This is a genomic window from Actinoallomurus sp. CA-142502 (assembly GCF_050936355.1).
Taxonomy (GTDB): domain Bacteria; phylum Actinomycetota; class Actinomycetes; order Streptosporangiales; family Streptosporangiaceae; genus Actinoallomurus; species Actinoallomurus iriomotensis.
In genome coordinates this window covers 6223862-6244090 of sequence record NZ_JBNJMY010000001.1, presented here as the reverse complement: position 1 = coordinate 6244090, position 20229 = coordinate 6223862, and the positions used below count along the sequence as shown (strand labels likewise).

Here is a 20229-nt window from a genome sequence, read left to right as displayed (position 1 = left end):
CCACACGGTTCACGGGGGAGCCGTCCAAATTCCGTGCCGCCCTGCGTCGTATCGGTGAAGAGGGCCATACGACGGCGAAACCGAGGAGGCGAGATGCCGGAGTACATGGTGTTGCTGTACGCCCCGGAGACCGAGGACGAGCAGGACAGGTGGGCGGACATGTCGGAGTGGCTGGCGGTGACGGAGAGCCTGCGGAAGGCCGGGCTGCTCGTCGCCAACGGTCCCCTCCATCCGGTGGCGAGCGCGACCACCGTTCGCGTGCGGGGCGGGGAGACCGAGCTCACCGACGGGCCCTTCGCGGTGACCAAGGAGTTCCTCGCCGGCTACTACGTGCTGAACTGCGCCGACCTCGACGAGGCGTTGCACCACGCGGCGCGAATGCCGACGGCACGCCGGGGCTCGGTCGAGGTCCGGCCGGTCATGAGCGCGCGTGAGGTCCCGGCGCCCGGACCGGACGCCGGGGGCCGGAAGCGGGCCGGAACCGGCAATGGCTGACCTGGCCGCCACGACGGTCGTCCGCGTGTTCCGCGATGAGCGGGCGGCCGTCCTGGCGACCTTGATCAGGTACGTCGGTGACTTCCAGGTCGCCGAAGACGCCGTGCAGGAGGCGTTCGAGGCCGCGCTCGCGACCTGGCGGCGAGATGGGATCCCGGACAACCCTGGAGCGTGGATCACGGTCACCGCCCGGCGGCGGGCGATCGATCTGCTGCGCCGCGCCCGGTCGATCTCCGATCGGGCCGAGCGGCTGGCCGCGCTGCTGCGCCTGGACCAACAGGAGCATGCTCCGATGGGCGAAGCGAGTGCGATCGCCGATGACCGGCTGAGGTTGATCTTCACCTGCTGCCATCCCGCGCTGGACATGCCGGCCCGGGTCGCGCTGACGCTGCGCACGCTCGGTGGTCTGACGACGGGTGAGATCGCGCGGGCCTTCCTGGTCGCCGAGCCCACGATGGGGAAGCGCATCGTCCGAGCCAAGCGCAAGATCGCCGATGCCCACATTCCGTACCGGGTGCCCGCCGGCGAGGAGCTCCCCGGCCGTGTCCGGGGTGTGCTCCGCGTGGTCTACCTGATCTTCAATGAGGGCTATTCCGCCAGCGAGGGCGATCGTCTCGTACGGGCGGAGCTCTGCGACGAGGCGATCCGCCTCGGGCGTCTCCTGTGCGAGCTGATGCCCGGCGACACCGACGCGTGGGGGCTCCTCGCGTTGATGCTGCTGCACGACGCGCGTCGCGCCGCCCGGGTGGACGGACGCGGGCGCTACGTCGCGCTGCGGGATCAGGACCGGGCCCGGTGGGATCGAGACCGGATCAGGGAGGGACTCGGCGCGCTGGAACGCGCCGTGCGGTCCGCGCCCCCCGGCCGGTACCAGCTCGAGGCGGCGATCACCGCACTGCACATCCAGGCATCCGACGCCGACGCGACGGACTGGGCGCAGATCGCGGAGCTGTACGGCGCGCTCGGCCGGCTCAACCCCTCTCCGGTGGTCGGGCTGAACCATGCCACCGCGGTCGGGTTCGCCTACGGGGCCGAAACCGGTCTGGAATTCCTCGGGCCGCTGCTCGATGATCCGGCGCTCGATCACTATCAGCCGTTGCACGCCACGCACGCCGAGTTGCTCAGGCGCGCCGGTGACCTGACGGGCGCCACGCGGGCCTACGCACGAGCGATCGCGCTCTCCGCGAACGCCGTGGAGCGCGCCGAGCTCGAGCGGCGGCTGGAGACGCTGACCGCCGACCGGAGCGGTGACGGAGGCTGATCACTCGGAGCCGTTCTCCTTGCCGGAGCCGACGGTCGATCCGGTCCGGCCCGAGTCCCACCCCGGCGTGCCGGTGAGGTCGAGCAGGACCATGGCGTCGTGGTCGGGGCCGCCCGGCTGGGCGTGGTAGGCGCTGAGGCGCTGGCCGGGGGTGCCCTCCAGCAGCATGCTCTGGTATCCGAGGGTCAGGTCGCCGACGTCGGGGTGATGGAAGGCCTTGGTCGCCGAGGCGTGGGGTCGTACGTCGTAACGTTCCCAGAGCCGGGCGAAGTCGGGGCTCTTCAGGAGCAGTTCGCCGACGAGGGCCGCGAGGTCGGGAGCGTCGGGGTCGGTGCCGGCGAGGGCTCGCAGGCGGGCGACGCAGCCGCGGACCTGACTGGTCCAAACGTCGCCGAACAGGGCGCGGGCAGCGGGATGGAGAAAGACGTACCGGGCCAGGTTGCGATGCCTGGCGGGCCAGTCCTCCAGGCCGGCGTACAGCCGCAGCCCCGCGGGGTTGGCGGCCAGGATGTCCATGGTGCGGCTGAGGATCATCGCGGGGTGGGGCCGCAGGCTCTCCAGCAGGAGCTTGAGGCCGGGTCTGACGGCACGGCTGGGTGCGGCCGGTGGATCGGGGAGGTGGCGCGCCGCGCGGACGGCGAGTTCGAGCAGGTGCTCGTGCTCGGTTTCGCTGAGGCGCAGCGCGCGGGCGAGGGCGTCGACGACGGCCGGGCTCGGGTGGGTCTCGCGGCCGCGTTCGAGGCGGGTGTAGTAGTCGACGCTGACTCAGGCGAGTGTGGCGAGTTCCTCGCGGCGCAGGCCGGGGGTGCGGCGCAGGCCGGGGCCGACGGTGAGGCCGACCCGGTCGGGGGTGATCTCTTCGCGGCGGGCCCGGAGGAACCGCCCGAGCTCGGTTCCGCCGTCGGTGTTCTTCTCACCTGCCATGTCCTCAGTGTTACACCAGGTCCGACGTGCTCAGCGGCGTCGTGAGGGGCCCTGTCACACCCTGGAACGTCCCGGTCTGTCACCCGGCCGACGCGACGTGCAGGGTTGATGTCAGCGGGTCGCCCCCTGCGAATCGGCGGTGCCACGACACGTGAGGTCCGCGACGAATCACCTTGAACGGAGAAGGACAATGAAGCACGTCAAGCTCGGCGACCTGGACGTCGCCCGCATCGGCCTCGGCACGATGGGCATGAGCTTCGCCTACACCGGCGCCGGCAGCGACGACGCCGAGTCGATCCGGACCATTCACCGGGCCCTCGACCTGGGCGTCACGCTCATCGACACCGCCGAGGTCTACGGTCCGTACACCAACGAGGAACTCGTCGGCCGCGCGCTGAAGGGCCACCGCGACCAGGTCGTGCTCGCCACGAAGTTCGGCATGATCTCCCACACCGGCCGCGGCCCTGGGCGGCTCGACAGCAGCCCCGCCGGCATCCGCACCGCCGTCGAGGGATCGCTGCGCCGCCTCGGCACCGACCACATCGACCTGTACTACCAGCACCGCGTCGACCCCGACACCCCCATCGAGGACACCATCGGCACGCTCGCCGAGCTCATCGCCGAAGGCAAGATCCGCCACATCGGGCTCTCCGAGGCGGGGCCGGCGACCATCCGCCGCGCGCACGCGGTCCATCCGATCACCGCGCTGCAGTCCGAATACTCCCTGTGGACCCGCGATGCCGAACCGCAGGTGCTGCCGCTGCTGCGCGAGCTCGGCATCGGCTTCGTCGCCTACTCGCCGCTCGGCCGTGGCCTGCTCACCGGGACCATCGGCTCCACCGACCAGTTCGACGCCGACGACAACCGCAAGAGCAACCCGCGCTTCGCCGGCGAGAACCTCCGACACAACCTGCGCAGCGTCGAAGAGGTCAAAGCCGTCGCGGCCCAGGTCGGCGCGACCCCCGGGCAGGTCGCGCTGGCCTGGCTCCTCACCCGGGGCGAGGACATCGTGCCCATCCCGGGGACCAAGCGCGTCTCCCGACTGGAGGAGAACCTCGCCGCCGACCTCGTGGAGCTCACCGCCGAGCAGATCGCCGCGCTGGACGACCTGACACCCGCGGCCGGCGAGCACCACAACGAGGCCCAGATGCGCATGATCGAACGCCCTCGCTGACCGGACTGGAGTTGCCCGCGGCCCCGATGCCCGGACTGCGACCGCTACCGCATCACCTCCAAGCGTCACTTCGACCACACCTCGGGCTGAGACGCCGTCAGAACGAAGTCCTGGTTCACGGGGGTGGCCGGGCTGAGCAGCAGGCGTGTGGCGACCGGTTGCCGGCCGGGCGCTCCCGCGACGACGACGGCGAAACCCTCGTGGAAGCCCGTGGCCGCGTACTCGCCGTTCTGGTCCGTACGGGAATGGAGGAGCTGGCGGCCGTGCGCGTCGGTGACCGTGATGGTGACGCCCGGCAGTGGTTCTCCGACCGGGCCGCTGACCCGCCCGGTCAGGATCGGTGGCTGCTCGCCGAAGCGGTGCCGATGCGGGGGGGAGGGCGACCGGCTCGGGGAGCTCCACGGTGGGATCCTCCGCGGGAGGCGCGGGAACGTATCCCGCCAGGCCCGCCTGCGCGTCGCGTACGAGCCGTCGCAGCTGTTTGACGTACCCGAGCACGATGAGCGCGGCGCCCGCCGCGATCCAGGCGCAGAGCACCGCGGTGGGCCGGCCCAGCTGCCGGTCGTCGAAGTAGCCGACGGCGCGCAGGGCGTCGGCGGCATTGCCCATCGGCAGGACGGGGTGGAGGACGCGGAAGAAGGCCGAGAGCAGTCCGACGGGGACGGTGCAGCCGCTGGACGGCACGCTGAGCAGGATGAACAGCGTGACGGAGGCCCCGGGGAAGAACGGACCGAGGAAGGACACGAGTCCGTAGGACGTCAGTGACACGGCCTGCGTCAGCAGGAACAGGTACAGCAGGGCGAGCGGATGCGCCGGGATCGCGTCCATCCCGTACGCGCCGGTGAGGTAACAGGCGAGGGCGGCGACGGCCCCGCCGCCGACCATGGTGGCCACGTGCGCGCGACGGCTGAAGCCGACCGCCCGCTGCATGGCGACCACCAGGAAGTAGGCGGGAAGCGTGCAGGCCATCAGGAGGTACAGGGGGCTGCTGCCCAGGCTGTCTCCCGCCCTCGTCGAGACCAGCTCGTGGAAGGCGACGGTGGCGCCGGGCCGCTGGGCCGCGGCGGTGAAGACCTCACGAATGATCGACTCCATGGCGACGCCGTCCGCCTTGGCGCCGTACAGCTGCGAGTGGCGCGGTCCCGGCGCGAACGCCGCCATCGCGTCGTGGTCCAGGACGGCGGTGCGGGCCTCGGCGACGGAGTCGACCGGCTGGAGGGTGAAACCGTCCGGGAGGACGGCGTCGAGCCGGGTCTGCAGCTGCGCCGTCGTGGCCGGGGGAGCGGCGACCGCCACTTCGACGCGGTGCGGCGTCGGGTGGTGGAAGGCCAGCAGGAAGGAGAAGAGCAGCCCGGCCAGGAACAGCGCGGGGAGCCAGAGCCCCATCGCGAGGGTCCGCGCGATCTCACCGGGACGTTTCTTCTTCGCGTGCGCAGATGCCATACGGCGCAGCCTAGCGAAAGATGCACGAGTGCAAGATTGCAGGTGTGCAAAATCGGAGATGAGTACGCTGGGCGTCCGCGGTGGGGAGAGGACTTGATCAACGTGCCGGGCGCATCCACAGGACTCCGTGAACGCAAGAAGGCCGAGACTCGCGAGGCCCTGCGCGCCGCCGCGATCAGGCTCTTCCTGGAACACGGCCCCTCGGCGGTCACGGTGAACGACATCTGTGACGCCGCCCGCGTCTCGCGCCGGACCTTCTTCAACTACTTCGAGAGCAAGGAGGCGGCACTCTTCGCCTGGGACCAGGGCCTCACCGACGAACTCGCCGCCAGACTCGCCGCGCGGCCGTCACACGAACCACCGCTCACCGCCCTGCGCCGGGCGATGGACGACACCATGCCCGGCTTCGCCGTACAGACCGGCTGGCGTGCACGCAAGGAGTTGTTCGGCGTGTATCCCGAGCTGAGGACGAAGATCCTGCACGCCGTCTTCCGCCTCGAGGAGCGGCTCACCGACACCCTCACCGATCGCATCGGCTGCCCGCCGGGCAGCCTCTATCCGCGGCTGCTCGCGGCGACGACCGGGTCGGTCTTCCGCGTGGCCTTCATGACCTGGGCGCCGGAAACGGGGATCAAGGGCCTTCAGACGCTCATCGACGAGGCGTTCGACCACATGGCCGCCGGCCTCTCCCGCCCCGCGTCCTGACGGCTCCGCTCCATCGCCGCTGGCGGATGCCGGCGCCCGGCGAAAGGACGGTCGAGTACGTCGGAAGGCCCAGCGAGAGGTTGCGGACCGTGGGACACGCGGCCGTCGTCGTCGGACGTCCTCGCCGTCCGGCGGTCAGCGGCAACCCGCTGGTCGTCTCCACGGCGTCGCGCCACCTCGCCGCGTCGGTCCTGAACGCCTTTCCCAACACCGCGCTCGCCGGGCGATCCGACGCCGATCGGCGCGACGCCCACCCGCGTACGCTGCGCCGGGCGATCGCGTTCGTCGAGGCCAACGCCGGGCGGGACATCTCCGCCACGGACATCGCCGAGGCCTCCCACGTGCCCGCGCGGGCGGTGCAGCCGGCCTTCCGCAGACACCTGGACACGACGCCGATGGCCTACCTGCGGCGGGTCCGTCTCGACTGCGCACGCGCCGAACCGCGGGCCGCCGTACGGGGAGAGACGACGGTGCGCCGTGTGGCCGCGCGCTGGGGCTTCGCCCGCCCGAGCGCGTTCGCCGCCCGCCACCGCGCCGTCTACGGCGAGTCTCCCTCTGGTTCGCGGTTCCCTCTGGAGACCGAGCCGTGCTGCTCGTGCCGCGGCGTTCGACCACGCGAGACGAGAGCGGTACGTGCGTCATCGCCGTGGTACGGGAGGGCGGCCGGCACCCGATCCGGGCCGGCGAACGCTCCGCGCCGAACGCCTGCGGTTCGCTCGTCCGAGCCGCCATCGAGACCGCCGTGCGGATGAGCCACGTCCTCACGGAGGCGAACCGCACCATCGTCAGCCTCCGCAAGGCTCTGTGGACCCGCACCGTCATCGGCCAGGTCACCGGCGTCATCATGGCCCAGCGCGGCCTGACGGCGGACGGGGCCTTCGAAGCGCTGGCCCGGGCCTCCCAGCACCGGAACGTGAAACTCGCCGAGCTCGCCCGGACCCTGGTGGAGAACCCGCACAGCGACCGTGTGCTGTGACGTGCGCCTGCCGGCCTCACTGAGAGCCCTGAAACATAGGCTTTGACCAGGGGAAACGCGGTCGAATGCGTCATGCGCCGTCCGTGATCGGAGACCGGGTCGAGCGCCGGCCGCGACGGCGGAGCGCGTAGGACGCGACTCGATATCCGCAGAGGAGAAGGATATGACCAGGCACGACAGGCCGCTGGCGCTCGTGACCGGCGCGTCCGGCTCGCGGGCAACGATCTCGCGGCGGAACTCCGGCTCGTGAACCTCAACGTCACCTCGGCGGTGCACCTGATCCGGCTCGTGCTCCCGCACATGGTCGAGCAGGGGAGTGGCCGGGTCCTGATCACCTCCTCGATCGCCGCGACGATGCCGGGGCCCTACTACGCGACCTACGCCGCCTCGAAGGCGTTCCTCTACTCCTTCGCCGAGGCGATCCGCCACGAGCTGCGGGAGAGCGGAGTGACGGTGACCGCGCTGATGCCCGGCCCGACCGACACCGGCTTCTTCGAGCGGGCCGGCATGGAGGACACGAAACTCGGCGCGATGGAGAACAAGGACGACGCCGCCGAGGTCGCGCGCCAAGGCTTCGCGGCGCTCATGGCCGGCAAGGACCACGTCGTCGCGGGTTCGCTGAAGAATCGGGCGCAGGCCGCGGCGGCGAAGGTGTTGCCCGAGACCGCCAAGGCCAAGGCCCAGGCCCGCCTGACCGAACCCGGATCGGCCGGCGACGAGTGAGCGCGCCCACGAGTGCCGGACCGCGACGACGACGCACTGATCGGGCGCCCCGTCCGGCCACGGTTCGTGGGTCAGCGGCCGTAGGTGCCGACGAGGGTGCCGGTCGCCATGACCTTCTCCTCGACGGCCTCGTCCAGGTCCGCGGCGGAGAAGCCGGGTGCCAGGTCCGACGGTTCGGACAGGGCCAGGAGGCGGAAGAAGTACCGGTGCGGTTCGTCGCCCGCCGGTGGGTGCGGGCCGCCGTACCCGGCGCTGCCGTAGTCGTTGCGTCCGGCCACGGCCTCGGTCGGCTGTTCGCCCGGCCCGACGCCCTCGGTCTCCGCGGGGATCCCGGCCAGGAGCCAGTGGGTGAACGTACCGGTCGGAGCGTCCGGGTCCTCGCAGACCAGCACCAGCTCGACCGCCTCATCGGGAACTCCGGACCACTCCAGCGGGGGAGAGACGTCCCCGGCCTGGTGCGAGTACTCCCTCGGTATGCGCGTGTGATCGTCGAACGCCGCGCTCCGTAGCTCCATCTGCGTCGTCATCTGATGTCCTCGAAGGTGAGGTCGTCGCCGTACCGCCGTCTCCGTGAGCCGGCCGTTCCCTACCCCATACCCAGGTGACTCACCTGAGCCTGACGGTCTTGGAGCGGGAGCGGCGCGTGCGGCCGGACGGCGCTCGGCGGTACCGGCGGCCGGAGGGGGCGTTCGGGTACTACGTCTACCTGCCGCTGCTGGAGGTCGGGTACGTCCCGCGGTGGAAGTACGCGCCGGGCGAGGAGATCCGCCGCCACACGACGGCCACCGGGCGCGAAGCCGGCGCGTTCCCGCAGGACGGCCGGTGGGCCTCCTGCGTCTCACGGTGACGGGCGGCACCGGGCCCGTCTTCACGGTAGGCGGACTCGGTCATCGACCCCGGTTCCCGTACCGAGGGGAAACGCCCCGTATCGTTCCTCCTTGCGAACGCCGTGCAGAGAAGGAGCCGCCCGATGACCACCGGCCTTGCCGGGGACCTGCGTGACGCCCTTCCCGGCGTGCCCGTGGTCGACGACCCCGACGCGCTGTCCGCCTACGCCCGCGACCAGGTGCCCGGTCTCCCGGCCGGCAAGCCGGCCGCCGCGGTCTTCCCGGCCGAGACCGCGGAGGTCCAGGAGATCATGCGGATCGCCTCCCGCACGGGAACGCCCGTCGTGACCCAGGGCGCCGCGACCGGCCTGGCCGGCGCGGCGAACGCCGTGGACGGCTGCCTGATCCTGTCCACCCGGCGGATGGACCGCATCCTCGAGATCGACGCGGCCGAGGGCATCGCGGTCGTCCAGCCGGGCGTGGTCAACGCGCGGCTGCGCGAGGCGGCGCAGCGCGACGGCCGCTTCTACCCGCCCGACCCCGGCAGCTTCGAGGCGTGCACGATCGGCGGGAACGTCGCCACCGGCGCGGGCGGCATGTGCTGCGTGAAGTACGGCGTGACCGCCGACTACGTACGGGCCCTGGAAGTGGTGCTGGCCGACGGGTCGGTGCTGCGGACCGGCCGCCGTACGGTCAAGGGGGTCGCCGGGTACGACCTCGTGAAGCTGTTCACCGGCTCGGAGGGCACCCTCGGAGTGATCACCGAGGTCACCGTGGCGCTGCGCGCCGCGCCCGCCCCGCCTCGTACCGTCGTCGCCGAGTTCGGCTCGCTCGCCGCCGCGGGTGCGGCGATCTCGGCGGTGCTCGCCGGCGGCGCGACGCCGTCGCTCGTGGAGATCCTGGACCGTACGACGCTGGCCGCGATCGAGTCGTGGCAGCCGCTCGGCATCGGCTCGGACGTCGCCGCGCTCGTGCTGCTGCAGTCCGACGCCGCCGACGCGGACGCGCAGACGGAGGCCTGGTCCGGCGTGCTGGAGGGGACGGAGGCGACCGGCGTCTACAAGGCCGACGACGCCGCCGAGTCCGAGCTGCTCATGCAGGCCCGGCGGCTCGCGTACCCGGCGCTCGAACGCCTCGGCGGCACCCTCCTCGACGACGTCGCCGTGCCCCGGGGCGCGCTCACCACACTGATCGAGGGCGTGGAGCGGATCGCCGCGGCGCACGGCCTGACCATCGGCGTCTTCGGCCACGCGGGCGACGGCAACCTGCACCCCACGATCGTCTACGACCGGGCGGACCCGGCCGGCGAGCGGCGGGCGTTCGCCGCGTTCGACGACATCGTGTCGCTCGCGCTCGACCTCGGCGGCACCGTCACCGGCGAACACGGCGTCGGCCTGCTGAAGCGTTCGTGGCTGGCCCGCGAGCTGGACCCGGTGGCGCTGCGGGTGCACGCGAGCATCAAGGCCGCGCTGGACCCGGCGGGGCTGCTCAATCCCTCCAAGGTCTTCGAGGCGACCGCCGGATGAGACCGATCGGGGCCGAACCCGCGCATCACGGCCTGGTCGTCATCACCGGCGGCCCCGGATCGGGCAAGACCACGCTGGTCGACCTGTTGCGGGAGAGCGGATTCGCGACCGCGCCCGAGGCCGGGCGAGCGATCATCCAGACCCAGCGGAGGATCGGCGGGCCCTGGCTCGACCCCCTGCTGTTCGCCGAGCTGATGCTGAGCTGGGACATCCGCTCCTACGACTGGGCGCTGGGCCGGCCGGGACCGGTGTTCTTCGACCACGCGGTGCCGTGCGTGGCCGGGTATCTCGACCTGGTGGGCAAGGACGTACCCGAGCATGTGGAGGCCGCGGTGGCGGCCTTCCCGTACCGGCCGGCGGTGTTCGTGGCGCCGCCCTGGCCCGAGATCTACCGCACCGACGAGGAGCGGGAGCAGAGCCCGGCCGAGGCCCGGCGGACGTACGAGGCCATGGTCACGGCGTACACGCGCTACGGCTACGACCTCGTCGAACTCCCCCGCTCCGACCCACAGGCGCGCCTGCGCTTCGTCCTCGACCACCTGGGCCACACCGCCGGCTGACCGCTCCGCTATGTTCTGCGATGCAGAGATCGTCAGAGGAAAGGCCCGTTCGTTGCGTCATCTCCGTGGGTTCGCCGTCGTGCTGCTGTGCGCGGGTCTGACCGCCTGCTCCGCCGGCCCCTCCGCGCGGCGAGACGCCGACCCGGTCAGCGTGCCGCAGGACAGCAGCGTCCGGCCGGCCGCCGTGCCCAAGGGCCTCATCCTCGGCGTGGACGTCAGCGCCTACCAGCCGCACGTCGACTGGACGACGGTGCGGTCGAGCGGCGCGAGGTTCGCGTACATCAAGGCGACCGAGGGCGTGAAGTACAGGAGTTCGACGTTCGCCGCCCAGTACGCGGGCGCCCTGAACGCGGGCCTGGCCCACGGCGCCTACCACTACGCGACGCCGAACACCTCGAGCGGCACCAAACAGGCCGACTACTTCGTCGCGAACGGCGGCGACGGAAAGGCCGACGGCCACACCCTCCCGGGCGTGCTCGACATCGAGGACAACCCGTACGGCAAGGACAAGTGCTACGGCCTGACCCACGCGAAGATGAACACGTGGATCAGCGACTTCCTGCACGAGTACCGGGCACGTACGGGCAGGCACGCGCTGATCAACACGTTCCGCGCGTGGTGGATCACCTGCACGGGCAACGCGGGAGCCAAGCCCGGCAGCGCCTTCGGCGCCACGTACCCGCTGTGGGTCAACGACCACAAGGCGACGCCGAGCGACGTCCCGATCCCGTCGGCGTGGCGGTCCTACACGGTCTGGCAGTGGACCGACAAGGGCAAGTACGGCGACGAGGACTACATCAGGTCCTCATCGGTCCTCACCGGCCTCCTCGCCAAGTGACCCGGGCCGCGGTTCAGCGCCAGCCGAGGTCGGGCGCCACGTACTTGAGGATGTTCTCCAGCAGGTGGGCGTTGTAGTCGACGCCGAGCTGGCTCGGGATGGTGAGCAGCAGGGTGTCGGCGGACTGGACGGCCTCGTCCTGGGCGAGCTCCTTGACCAGGACGTCCGGCTCGGCGGCGTACGACCGGCCGAAGATCGCTCGGGTCGTCTCGTCGATCATGCCGACCTGGTCCTTCGAGTTCCGGTCGTGTCCGAAGTAGGCGCGGTCCAGGTCGGTCGTGAGGGCGAAGATGCTGCGGCTCACCGACACCCGCGGTTGCCGCGGATGGCCGGCCTCCTTCCACGCCTCACGGAACGCCTCGATCTGCCTGCGCTGCTGGACGTGCAGCGGCTCACCGGTCTCGTCGTCCTTGAGCGTGGAGCTCTGGAGGTTCATGCCGAGCTTCGCGGCCCACACGCTGGTCGCGTTCGAGCTGGAACCCCACCAGATGCGGTCGCGCAGGCCCTCGGAGTGCGGTTCGAGCCGCAACAGCCCCGGCGGGTTGGGGAACATCGGCCGGGGGTTCGGCCGCGCGAAGCCCTCGCCCTCGATCACCGTGAGGAACGTCTCGGCGTGCCGGCGTGCCATGTCGGCGTCCGTCTCGCCCTCGGCGGGGGAGTAACCGAAGTGACGCCACCCGTCGATCACCTGCTCGGGGGAGCCGCGGCTGATGCCGAGCTGGAGCCTGCCGTCCGCGATGAGGTCGGCCGCGCCGGCGTCCTCCGCCATGTACATCGGGTTCTCGTACCGCATGTCGATCACGCCGGTGCCGATCTCGATCTTCGAGGTACGCGCGCCGATCGCGGCGAGCAGCGGGAACGGGCTGCCGGCCTGGCGGGCGAAGTGATGCACCCGGAAGTACGCCCCGTCCACGCCGAGTTCCTCGGCCGCGACCGCGAGGTCGATGGACTGGTGCAGGAAGTCGCGGGCGGTACGGGTCCGCGACTGCGGGCTCGGCGTCCAGTGCCCGAAGGAGAGAAAACCGATCTTCTTCACACGAACCTTCAGCGCGCGACGGCCACGTTTGATTCCGGTGCGCCGCGCGGATGTCGACGCGGCGCACCGGGAACCGAGCGATGCCTGCCCGGCTCAGAACCTTCCGAACAGGGCGTTGCCGGGGAGCTCCGGATCCGTGCCCAGGAAGTACTCCTCGATCGCCGTCTGTAGCTCGTCCGGGGTCAGGAATCCGCTCCCGTCCTTGTCGAGGGCGGTGAACGCGACCCGGCACTCCGGCTCGGGTACGCCGTAGCCGGAGAGGGCCCGGGCGAAGTCGTCCGCTGTGACCTTTCCGGTCGACCCGGTGTCGGCGATGGTGAGGATCGCGTCCGAGATGGGCTTCATCCGCTGGTAGCCCTGAGGGTCGTCACGGACGCCCGCGTTGTAGGCCGTCAGATACTCGTCGAAGTTCACATGTCCGTTGCCGTTGGTGTCCATCGGCTTGATGACGTCCTCCCAGAACCGGGTGAACGCCTGGCGCAGCTCGTGGTGTTCGGCCGATCCCTCGGCGATGCCGAACGCGCTGCGGACGTTGTCGGCCGTGGTCAGGTAGTCGTTCAGCTCGAGCGTTCCGCTCTGGTCACGGTCCATGAGCGTGAAGAAGTGCTTCAGCTTCCGGTCAAGGAGCTGGGACATCGATATCTCCTCTTTCGTCGGGACTTTCGGTGCGGGCGTGCCGAGTGACGCGATCGAATGCGGCGAGGAAGTCGGTCCGGGCGATGGGAAAGCGGTCCAGGAGCTTCGGTGACACCGCGAGGGCGTCGACCAGTGTCAGCGCGTGCGGCGCGAGTTCGGCCCTGGCGGCTTCGGCGGCGTCGGGCAGCTCACGGACGTGATCAGCGGTGATCCGTCCTTCGGCGAGCAGGTCTCCCGCGTGCCGGGCGAGACACCCCAGCACGAAGAGGCGGTGGACGGCCAGCAGCAGCGTACGGGCCTCGTGGTGGCCGGACCGGGTGGCGGCCGACAGCAGAGAGCGGGCGGCCTGACACTCCGCGTGGGCGCTGGTCATCTCCAGGGCGGGGCCGACGGCGGCGTTCCAGCGGTCCAGCGGAGTGGTGGAGGACGCCTGGATCCAGCGGGCACTTGCTCGCTGGTGCCAGATGTACTCGAGGTCGCCCAGCAGAGCCTGGAGGAACTCCGGGTCGTCGAGCCGGCGCCCGTCGGGTGCCGTCGCGGCCGGCACCGGCAGCTCCCGGGCGAGCAGCTCACCGGCCGCCTTCCCCCAGATGACGAGGTTGTCGCCCTCCGCGGTGATGCCGGCCGTGTAGAAGTCCGGGAGCTCGGCGATGCCGTTGAGGGGAAGGACGCCCTGCGCGCCGCACCGCTCCCGGCACTCGACCGCGACCGCCCGTCCCCGCCAGGTGATCCATGCCTTGGCGATGGCGACGAGCCTGTCGTCGTCCGCGCGGCCGGCCGCTCCGCCCCGTACCCACTGACTCAGCACGGCGCGGTGCAGCAGGGTCACGGCATAGGTGTCGGCCAGCGCGTCCAGCAACCGGGTGCGGTGACTGCCGTGATCGAACAGGGGCACGCTCTGCCCGCCGAGCAGGCCGGTGGTACGGCGAGTGTGGGCGTAGCGCACGGCGATGGTCAGGGCGGTCCGGGTGAGACCGACGGCGCCGGCGCTCATGTGGAGCTTGCCCGGGGTGACCCGGTCGATCGAACGCAGGAACCGCAGCCGGTGTTTGTCCACCGAACTCGTGAAGGCGCCGTCCGCCGCGAGTCGCCCGTGCTCGCCCGCCAGGAACGCGTGAGGGGGCAGCCGGACATGGTCGAAGGAGGTCAGGCAGTGGTCCACCGCATAACCGATCTTGTCCGGCAGCCGGCGGATCCGGACGCCCGGGAGTGCTCCCCGGTCATCGGTCAGTGGTGTCAGGAAGAGGAAGACTCCCTGGTCCTTCCCCCGGTGGATCAGCCGGGCGGCGACGAGTCCGGTCTTGGGCCCGCCGGCCGTGCCCGCGTTGGGCATGAACTTCCGCGCGGCGGGTGTCGGGGTGTGCAGCACGAAGCCGCCGGTCGAAGGGTCGTAGGTCGCGGTGGTCTCCAGCCGCGCCGCGTCGTTGCCGTGCCCGACCTCGGTGCACAGGAAGATCCCCGTGTGCCGCATCGTGAGGAACGGCGTGAGGTCCCGGCGGTCGTCCGCGTCGTGGTCGAGCAGGCTTCCGAGGAAGAGGTTGTAATGAATGCCCGCGAATGTGGCCAGTCCGCCTTCTGTCGGGCACAGCCATTCGTGCAACGCGGCCAGCGCTTCCACATCGTCGACGAGTTCTTCGACGGAGTCGAGGGTCTGGTTGATCAGCCGTAGTCGTCGGTAGGAACCGGCCACGCGTTCCTCCGGACCGGCGTCGGCCGGGTAACGGAACGACGCGTCGTCACTTAAGGCCCGCCACGGCGCGTGGACCGCGTCGAACCTCCCTGCGAACAGGGCGTCGGTCAAGGCGGCGGTCGTGCTGGGAACCGGATCGGCCGGCGTTGGTATCGGCATCGCGAGCATCAGTGTAAACCGCGCTGTAAAAATGGCAATGGCGCGTCCATGAATTGTCGCCGTACACCCAGAATTTCGCCGACTCGGGGCATGCAGTACAGTCCCGACAAACGAGCCATAATGCTCATACGACTGTGGGAGCTGGCCTCTCGTACGTCGCCGACCCCCGGTCTGCGGGAGGCGGCGATGCCGTTCCTGGAGGGTCTGCACGACGTCGTCGGACATCACACCCAGCTGGGCGTGCTGGAGGGCCGTGAAGCGCTGTTCGTGGAGCGTCTGTCGGTGCCCGGTTCGGTCGTCAACATCACGCGCATCGCGGGCCGGCTTCCCCTGCACGCCTCCTCCGCCGGGCTCGTACTGCTGGCGGAACTGCGGGAACAGATCCTCGCCGGCCCGCTGGAGCGCTACACCCCGCACACTCCCGGCACGAGGGCAGGAAGATCCTGATGTTCCTCGGCGCCGCGAACCGCGACCCGCGCCGTTGGGACTCACCCGACGCCTTCGACCTGGCGCGCGACCCGTCCGCTCATGTCGGCTTCGGGATGGGAACCCGCCGCATCGCCCTCATCCAGCGACGCCTCGCCCGGCTGCTGGCGCCGACCGCGGCGGTGCGGATCCTGCCGTGCCCGTTCGAGGCGGTGCCCGTCAACGAGGCCCTGTGGTGGCACCCGGTGCACACCCAGGACGCCGCCCACATCTGGCTGCGCGAGACCGCCGCCCGGGTCGCCGCCGACCTCGAGACCGGATGATCGTGCGACGCCCGAGTACCGGGGTGCGGACAGCGCGTGGCCCTGGGTGGCGACAGCCGGTGCCGAGTTCTCCGCTCAGGCGGTCAGGTAGTCGGCTCGGCCCTCGTCGTCGAGCTCGAACGAGCCCTTCGGGATGACGCAGAACTCGTTCCCCTCGGGATCGGCCATGACGAGGAAGCCGCCGGGGTCGTACTCGGTCAGGCGCCGTCCGCCCAGGGCCTCCAGCCTGCTCTGCTCGGCCGCCGGGTCCTCCGACTCCAGGTCCAGGTGCAGCCGGTTCTTGCCGGCCTTGGCGCGGTCGGTGCGCTGGAACCCCACGCCCAGCCCGTTCCTGCGTTCGAGCCAGACGTACGGTCCGACGCGCCCGGCCACCGGCCGGCCGAGCACCTCGCTCCAGAAGGCCGCCAGCCGCTCCGGATCGGCGGAGTCGACGATCACACAGTTGATGTCCATGGCCACCAACCTGCCAGCAACAGGTCCGAACGGCCCAGCCGCCGAAGGTCGGGCGGGCGTCGGCCTGCTCGGCGCCGACGCCCGCCTCGGCGGTGGCGTCCAGCAGCCGCGACAGCTCGCCGTGCCGATCGGCCCTTCACCTCATTCGCCGGCGTGTCGGGTCGTCCTTCGGACAGGCCGCCTCGTCGGTGGGCAGACTTGAGGAACCTCTGCTCGACGAGCGTTCAGGAGGTGCCGTGACCCGCCATTTCACCGCTTCGGCCGTCATTCTCGCCGACGACCACGTGCTCTTACTCAACAGCGCGAAAGGGGATGGCTGGATCTATCCCGGCGGTCATGTGGAGCCGGGCGAAGATCTCGCGCAGGCGGCGCTCCGTGAGGTCCGTGAGGAGGTCGGGCTGCGGGTCGAGCTCATCGCCGAACGGCGGTTCTCTCATCCGCGGATCGAGGAGGTGCTGTTGCCGTTCACCATCATGGACGTGGCCGTCTCGGACAACAGGATCGGCCGGCACCGGCATCTCGACGCCGTTTACGCGGCCCGTCCGCTGACCACGAACGTCGTCCTCGACGCCGCCGAGGCTCAGGGGTATCGCTGGGTGCCGGTCGATGAGGTCGCGTCGCTCCCGGTCCCGGCCGAGCTCCCCGACCTCATCGCGGCCGTGGCCGAGTACGCCGCGTCGATCACGTCATGACCTCCGGACCGGGAACCATCCCCGGGCGGCTCTCAGCGGGCCGTGACCGTGGGGCCGCGGCGTGCCCCTGGCATGGTCGGAATCCCGCCCTGGCGCGGTGATCGGGTGCGCCGTCGCCGTAGGCGCCTGGCGAATATTGCCGTGCCGCTCGCATCCCGTCCCTACCGTGTGTTCCTGGCGGCCGAGCTGATCTCATCGGCCGGCGGGGCGGTCGCTCCGATCGCGCTGGCTTTTTCGATCTTGCAGATCGGAGGTCGCGGATCCGGTATCGCCGTCGTGCTGGGTGGTGAGTTCGTCGTTTACCTGGTGCTGCTGCCGGTCACCGGGGTGATCGCCGACCGCACCGCCGGCGTCGGTGTGCTGGTCGTCTCCCAGGTGATCGCGGCGGCCTTTCAGATGGCCGAGGCCCTCCTGATCATTTCGGGTACGGCGAGGGTGTGGTCGTTGGCGGTCGTCGCGGGCGGTGGAGCGGGGGCCGCGGCGTTGTTCACTCCGGCCGGGCGGCGGGTGCTCCCAATATTGGTGCCGGCCGGGCAGCTCGACCGCGCCAACGCGCTGTCCCAGGCCGGTAAGCACGGCCTCGCCACGATCGGGCCGGTCGCCGGAGGAATCCTGGTGACCACCGTCGGACCGGGCTGGGGGATCGCCTGGGACTCGGTCACGTTCGTGGTCGCCGCCGTGCTGTTCTCCCGGCTTCCGCGCCCGCCTGCCCTGCCGGACCACCACCGGCGGCGGTGGGACAGGAGATGGGCGGGTGAACTGGCCGACGGGGTTCGTGCCCTGACCGGCCGGACCTGGTTGTGGACGACCACGCTCGCGGACTGCCTCTCCGGCGGCGCGTTCGCGGCGGCGATGCTCATCGGCCCGCTGTACGCGCGCCAGTATCTGCACGGTGCGATCAGCTGGGGCGCGATCGCGGGCGGGCTGGCCGCCGGCAGCGCTCTTGGCGGCATCATGGCCACCGCCTGGACCATGCGAAGACCCGGCATCGTCATCAGCGTCGGGTCGGCGGCCATGTGCGTGGGACCGGCGGCGATGGCCACCGGGATGCCTCTGCCGCTCATCATGGCCGGCACCCTGGTCGCGGGCATCGCGTTCGGGCCTGCGGCGGTCGCGCGGGCGACCGTGGTCCAGCAGCACGTCCCCGGCCACCGACTCGGCCGGGTCAGCGCTTACCAGGAGTTCGCCGCATCCGTGCCGATCCCGATCGCCTATGCCCTCGCGGGAGTCACCGCGGACCGGCTCGGAGCCCGGATCGTCATCGGAGCCTGTGCCGCGATCATCGCCGTCGCCGGGCTCACGCCCTTGGCCGTGCGAGACGTCCGGCGACTCGCGTTCGCCGGTGTGGACCGGTGATTCACGTGCATGTCGTCTCCGGTGTTCGGCTCGAGGAGTCCAAGCACGAGGCCGTCGAGGAGGAGTTCTTCTGGCCGGCCGTACGTGACCGGGTCCCCGACGGGGACCGCCTGGCCGACCACGCGGTCGAGCAGGAGCAGGCGGCCGAGCACGTGCTGAACGACCTCATCGGTCTCAAGGCCGACGACCCGAAGTTCGACGAGCTCGTCCGCGGCTTCATCGCCGACGGCCGGGAGCACATCGCGTACGAGGAGACCAGTGTCCGGCCGGAGCCGCGCAAGGCGCTCGGCGCCGAGGAGGCCGACGACCTCGGCACCAGGCTGCAGCAGGGCAAGAAGGCGGCGCCCACACCCTCACACGCCGCCGAAACCGGGTCTGCCGAAGACGGCGGGTCCGGCGATCGCGGCAGCGGACCGAGTCCGCGACGCGGTGACCGGACGCGGTAAGGACTGAGCGGCCCCGACACCGCTCCATCCCGGCCGCCCGCACATGGGCCGGTCGCCCCACGAGCCACAGGTCCCGCACGATGGCGTGCGGGGCCTGTCGTGGTCGCCGTCCGACGTCTTCAGGCACGCGGCTCCGCGTCATCGCCCACGGCGCCGGCCAGGTCCGCCCGTCGCCACCACACCGGCGAGCTCCGAGCGGGCGGCAAGGGCGGCCGCCTCGCCGGCGGGTGCCGTCCACCGGGCGGCTCCGCTCGCCGGCTCGGCCACCAGTCGGCCGCCAAGCTGACGCACGCGCGAAACCACGGGCCCGCCTGCGCGAACGTCCCGGTCGCCGGCACGGCCATGCCCGGTTTAGCCACCGTCCGCCAGGGCAGCGCGTGCAGTCCACTGCTTGTCCCCAGGGAGGACGGATGAACCACGACGGTCTCTGGCGCGTCAACGAGGCCGGGCCCGCGGCGGCCCGTTCCGCAGGCGGTTGACGTGCGGCTGCCGGCTCCCCGCGGTCCGATCACCGCGTTGCTCTTCGACCACCTGCCCACCGGTCCGCACGCCCTGCCCCCGGCACCGCCCGCAGGCCCCGATGACCCTTTTCAGGACGAAGACCTGCAGCTCGCGCTGTTCGCCTGCTACGAGATCCACTACCGGGGTTTCGACAACGTGCCCGAAACATGGGAGTGGCATCCCTCGTTGATCGCTTTCCGGACGCGGCTCGAGGACCGCTTCGAGCGGCGGTTGGGCGTGCTCGTGCCGCCGCGGGTCGGGATGACCGACGTTCCCGGCGCGCTGGCGCGACTGGTGGAGACCGCGGACGGGCCCTCGCTCGCGACGTTCGTGCAGCGAGAGGCGACGCTCGAGCAGTTTCGCGAGTTCGTCCGGCATCGCTCGATCTACCAGCTCAAGGAGGCCGACCCGCACTCGTGGGCGATCCCGCGCCTCAGCGGTCCGGCCAAGGCGGCGCTCGTGGAGATCCAGGCGGATGAGTACGGCGGAGGCCGGCCCGAGCTCATGCACGCCGAACTGTTCCGCACGACGATGCGCGGGCTCGGCCTGGACGACACCTATGGGGCCTACCTGGACGTCGTGCCGGCCATCACGCTCGCCGTGAACAACCTGATGTCGTTCTTCGGCCTGCACCGGCGGCGCATCGGAGCGCTGGTCGGCCACCTGGCGGCGTTCGAGATGACCTCGTCGCAGCCGAACCGTCGCTACAGCGCCGGCCTCGCCCGGCTGGGCGCCGACCGTACGACCCGCCGGTTCTACGACGAGCACGTCCAGGCCGACGCGGTGCACGAGCAGCTCGCCGCGCACGACCTGGCGGGCCGGCTGGCCGCCCAGCGACCGGAGCTCGCCGCCGATGTGATCTTCGGCGCGGCGTCCTGCCTGGCGGTCGAGCGGCTGTTCGCCGAGCACCTGCTGGCCTGCTGGAGTGCGGGGTCGAGTTCACTGCGGTCCGGCCGGACCGCAGTGCGGGCGCCGGCGGCCGGATGAGCGGGTGCGACTACATCCGGCCGCTGCGTTGGAGCGCCGGTCCGGATGGCCGAGCGCGCGATGTGTCGGCTG

Annotated in this window: 25 protein-coding genes and 1 pseudogene; 17 read left to right on the top strand and 9 right to left on the bottom strand. The window is 71.2% G+C overall.

Annotated elements, in window-relative coordinates; translation table 11 throughout:
• Nucleotides 1-93 precede the first annotated feature (93 nt).
• On the top strand, nucleotides 94-495 hold the full coding sequence (locus ACQEV1_RS29730) for a YciI family protein (RefSeq protein ID WP_285622204.1): 402 nt from the start codon (nucleotides 94-96) through the stop codon (nucleotides 493-495).
• Nucleotides 488-1756, top strand: coding sequence for an RNA polymerase sigma factor (locus ACQEV1_RS29725; protein ID WP_433397726.1), 1269 nt, complete (start codon nucleotides 488-490; stop codon nucleotides 1754-1756). The genes ACQEV1_RS29730 and ACQEV1_RS29725 overlap by 8 nt, the downstream gene beginning before the upstream one ends.
• Here the strand turns inward: ACQEV1_RS29725 and ACQEV1_RS29720 are convergent, their stop codons facing one another.
• From ACQEV1_RS29720 to ACQEV1_RS29710, 3 genes and pseudogenes are all read right to left on the bottom strand, one after another.
• Nucleotides 1757-2407, bottom strand: a complete 651-nt coding sequence (locus ACQEV1_RS29720) for a hypothetical protein (protein ID WP_433405999.1) — start codon at nucleotides 2405-2407, stop codon at nucleotides 1757-1759.
• Nucleotides 2408-2416: 9 nt separating this feature from the next.
• Nucleotides 2417-2509: pseudogene (locus ACQEV1_RS29715) on the bottom strand (helix-turn-helix domain-containing protein); the annotation flags it as partial.
• A gap of 12 nt (nucleotides 2510-2521) precedes the next feature.
• Nucleotides 2522-2680, bottom strand: a complete 159-nt coding sequence (locus ACQEV1_RS29710) for a hypothetical protein (protein WP_433397724.1) — start codon at nucleotides 2678-2680, stop codon at nucleotides 2522-2524.
• A gap of 190 nt (nucleotides 2681-2870) precedes the next feature.
• On the opposite strand from ACQEV1_RS29710, the gene ACQEV1_RS29705 reads away from it, so the two are divergent.
• Complete coding sequence (locus ACQEV1_RS29705) at nucleotides 2871-3854, top strand: aldo/keto reductase (protein WP_433397722.1); 984 nt, start codon at nucleotides 2871-2873, stop codon at nucleotides 3852-3854.
• Between the two features lie 65 nt (nucleotides 3855-3919).
• Here the strand turns inward: ACQEV1_RS29705 and ACQEV1_RS29700 are convergent, their stop codons facing one another.
• Nucleotides 3920-4456: a carboxypeptidase-like regulatory domain-containing protein gene (locus tag ACQEV1_RS29700; protein ID WP_433397720.1), complete on the bottom strand. Its 537-nt coding sequence runs from the start codon at nucleotides 4454-4456 to the stop codon at nucleotides 3920-3922.
• Between the two features lie 292 nt (nucleotides 4457-4748).
• On the opposite strand from ACQEV1_RS29700, the gene ACQEV1_RS29695 reads away from it, so the two are divergent.
• The 4 genes from ACQEV1_RS29695 (at nucleotide 4749) to ACQEV1_RS29680 (ending at nucleotide 7701) form a co-directional block, all read left to right on the top strand.
• The gene (locus ACQEV1_RS29695) at nucleotides 4749-6002 is read left to right on the top strand and encodes a TetR/AcrR family transcriptional regulator (RefSeq protein WP_433397718.1); all 1254 of its coding nucleotides are present in this window, start codon (nucleotides 4749-4751) and stop codon (nucleotides 6000-6002) included.
• Between the two features lie 89 nt (nucleotides 6003-6091).
• Nucleotides 6092-6754 (top strand): helix-turn-helix transcriptional regulator, encoded by a 663-nt coding sequence (locus tag ACQEV1_RS29690; RefSeq protein ID WP_433397716.1) that lies wholly within the window; start codon nucleotides 6092-6094, stop codon nucleotides 6752-6754.
• Nucleotides 6751-6978: an ANTAR domain-containing protein gene (locus tag ACQEV1_RS29685; RefSeq protein ID WP_433397715.1), complete on the top strand. Its 228-nt coding sequence runs from the start codon at nucleotides 6751-6753 to the stop codon at nucleotides 6976-6978. Before ACQEV1_RS29690 ends, ACQEV1_RS29685 begins: the two co-directional genes overlap by 4 nt.
• Before the next feature lie 144 nt (nucleotides 6979-7122).
• Nucleotides 7123-7701: an SDR family NAD(P)-dependent oxidoreductase gene (locus tag ACQEV1_RS29680; RefSeq protein ID WP_433405997.1), complete on the top strand. Its 579-nt coding sequence runs from the start codon at nucleotides 7123-7125 to the stop codon at nucleotides 7699-7701.
• 71 nt (nucleotides 7702-7772) lie between these two features.
• Here ACQEV1_RS29680 and ACQEV1_RS29675 read toward each other — a convergent pair whose 3' ends face one another.
• Nucleotides 7773-8228 carry a YbhB/YbcL family Raf kinase inhibitor-like protein gene (locus tag ACQEV1_RS29675; protein ID WP_433397713.1) on the bottom strand — a complete coding sequence of 152 codons (456 nt, stop codon included), beginning with the start codon at nucleotides 8226-8228 and terminating at the stop codon, nucleotides 7773-7775.
• A gap of 74 nt (nucleotides 8229-8302) precedes the next feature.
• Here ACQEV1_RS29675 and ACQEV1_RS29670 point away from each other — a divergent pair, with 74 nt between their 5' ends.
• From ACQEV1_RS29670 to ACQEV1_RS29655, 4 genes are all read left to right on the top strand, one after another.
• Nucleotides 8303-8548 carry a hypothetical protein gene (locus ACQEV1_RS29670; RefSeq protein ID WP_433397711.1) on the top strand — a complete coding sequence of 82 codons (246 nt, stop codon included), beginning with the start codon at nucleotides 8303-8305 and terminating at the stop codon, nucleotides 8546-8548.
• A 123-nt stretch (nucleotides 8549-8671) separates the two neighbouring features.
• A complete protein-coding gene (locus ACQEV1_RS29665; RefSeq protein ID WP_433397709.1) occupies nucleotides 8672-10054 on the top strand; it encodes an FAD-binding oxidoreductase in 1383 nt (460 codons plus the stop codon).
• The gene (locus ACQEV1_RS29660) at nucleotides 10051-10614 is read left to right on the top strand and encodes an AAA family ATPase (protein WP_433397707.1); all 564 of its coding nucleotides are present in this window, start codon (nucleotides 10051-10053) and stop codon (nucleotides 10612-10614) included. Before ACQEV1_RS29665 ends, ACQEV1_RS29660 begins: the two co-directional genes overlap by 4 nt.
• Nucleotides 10615-10666: 52 nt before the next feature.
• On the top strand, nucleotides 10667-11452 hold the full coding sequence (locus ACQEV1_RS29655; RefSeq protein WP_433397705.1) for a GH25 family lysozyme: 786 nt from the start codon (nucleotides 10667-10669) through the stop codon (nucleotides 11450-11452).
• A 13-nt stretch (nucleotides 11453-11465) separates the two neighbouring features.
• Here ACQEV1_RS29655 and ACQEV1_RS29650 read toward each other — a convergent pair whose 3' ends face one another.
• From ACQEV1_RS29650 to ACQEV1_RS29640, 3 genes are all read right to left on the bottom strand, one after another.
• A complete protein-coding gene (locus ACQEV1_RS29650; protein WP_285622175.1) occupies nucleotides 11466-12488 on the bottom strand; it encodes an LLM class flavin-dependent oxidoreductase in 1023 nt (340 codons plus the stop codon).
• 93 nt (nucleotides 12489-12581) lie between these two features.
• On the bottom strand, nucleotides 12582-13124 hold the full coding sequence (locus ACQEV1_RS29645; protein ID WP_285622173.1) for an EF-hand domain-containing protein: 543 nt from the start codon (nucleotides 13122-13124) through the stop codon (nucleotides 12582-12584).
• Entirely contained in the window at nucleotides 13108-14973 is a 1866-nt protein-coding gene (locus ACQEV1_RS29640) for an acyl-CoA dehydrogenase family protein (protein WP_433397703.1), read from the bottom strand. The genes ACQEV1_RS29645 and ACQEV1_RS29640 overlap by 17 nt, the downstream gene beginning before the upstream one ends.
• 120 nt (nucleotides 14974-15093) lie before the next feature.
• Between ACQEV1_RS29640 and ACQEV1_RS29635 the strand changes: the two genes are divergently transcribed.
• Nucleotides 15094-15420, top strand: coding sequence for an IclR family transcriptional regulator domain-containing protein (locus tag ACQEV1_RS29635; RefSeq protein ID WP_433397701.1), 327 nt, complete (start codon nucleotides 15094-15096; stop codon nucleotides 15418-15420).
• On the top strand, nucleotides 15420-15722 hold the full coding sequence (locus ACQEV1_RS29630) for a hypothetical protein (protein WP_433397699.1): 303 nt from the start codon (nucleotides 15420-15422) through the stop codon (nucleotides 15720-15722). The genes ACQEV1_RS29635 and ACQEV1_RS29630 overlap by 1 nt, the downstream gene beginning before the upstream one ends.
• Before the next feature lie 75 nt (nucleotides 15723-15797).
• Here ACQEV1_RS29630 and ACQEV1_RS29625 read toward each other — a convergent pair whose 3' ends face one another.
• On the bottom strand, nucleotides 15798-16175 hold the full coding sequence (locus tag ACQEV1_RS29625) for a VOC family protein (RefSeq protein WP_285622163.1): 378 nt from the start codon (nucleotides 16173-16175) through the stop codon (nucleotides 15798-15800).
• 236 nt (nucleotides 16176-16411) lie between these two features.
• Between ACQEV1_RS29625 and ACQEV1_RS29620 the strand changes: the two genes are divergently transcribed.
• From ACQEV1_RS29620 to ACQEV1_RS29605, 4 genes are all read left to right on the top strand, one after another.
• On the top strand, nucleotides 16412-16867 hold the full coding sequence (locus ACQEV1_RS29620; protein WP_285622160.1) for an NUDIX hydrolase: 456 nt from the start codon (nucleotides 16412-16414) through the stop codon (nucleotides 16865-16867).
• Between the two features lie 141 nt (nucleotides 16868-17008).
• The gene (locus ACQEV1_RS29615; RefSeq protein ID WP_433397696.1) at nucleotides 17009-18223 is read left to right on the top strand and encodes an MFS transporter; all 1215 of its coding nucleotides are present in this window, start codon (nucleotides 17009-17011) and stop codon (nucleotides 18221-18223) included.
• Nucleotides 18220-18669, top strand: coding sequence for a hemerythrin domain-containing protein (locus tag ACQEV1_RS29610; protein WP_433397694.1), 450 nt, complete (start codon nucleotides 18220-18222; stop codon nucleotides 18667-18669). Before ACQEV1_RS29615 ends, ACQEV1_RS29610 begins: the two co-directional genes overlap by 4 nt.
• 480 nt (nucleotides 18670-19149) lie before the next feature.
• Nucleotides 19150-20157 (top strand): iron-containing redox enzyme family protein, encoded by a 1008-nt coding sequence (locus ACQEV1_RS29605; RefSeq protein ID WP_433397692.1) that lies wholly within the window; start codon nucleotides 19150-19152, stop codon nucleotides 20155-20157.
• Nucleotides 20158-20229: the final 72 nt, after the last annotated feature.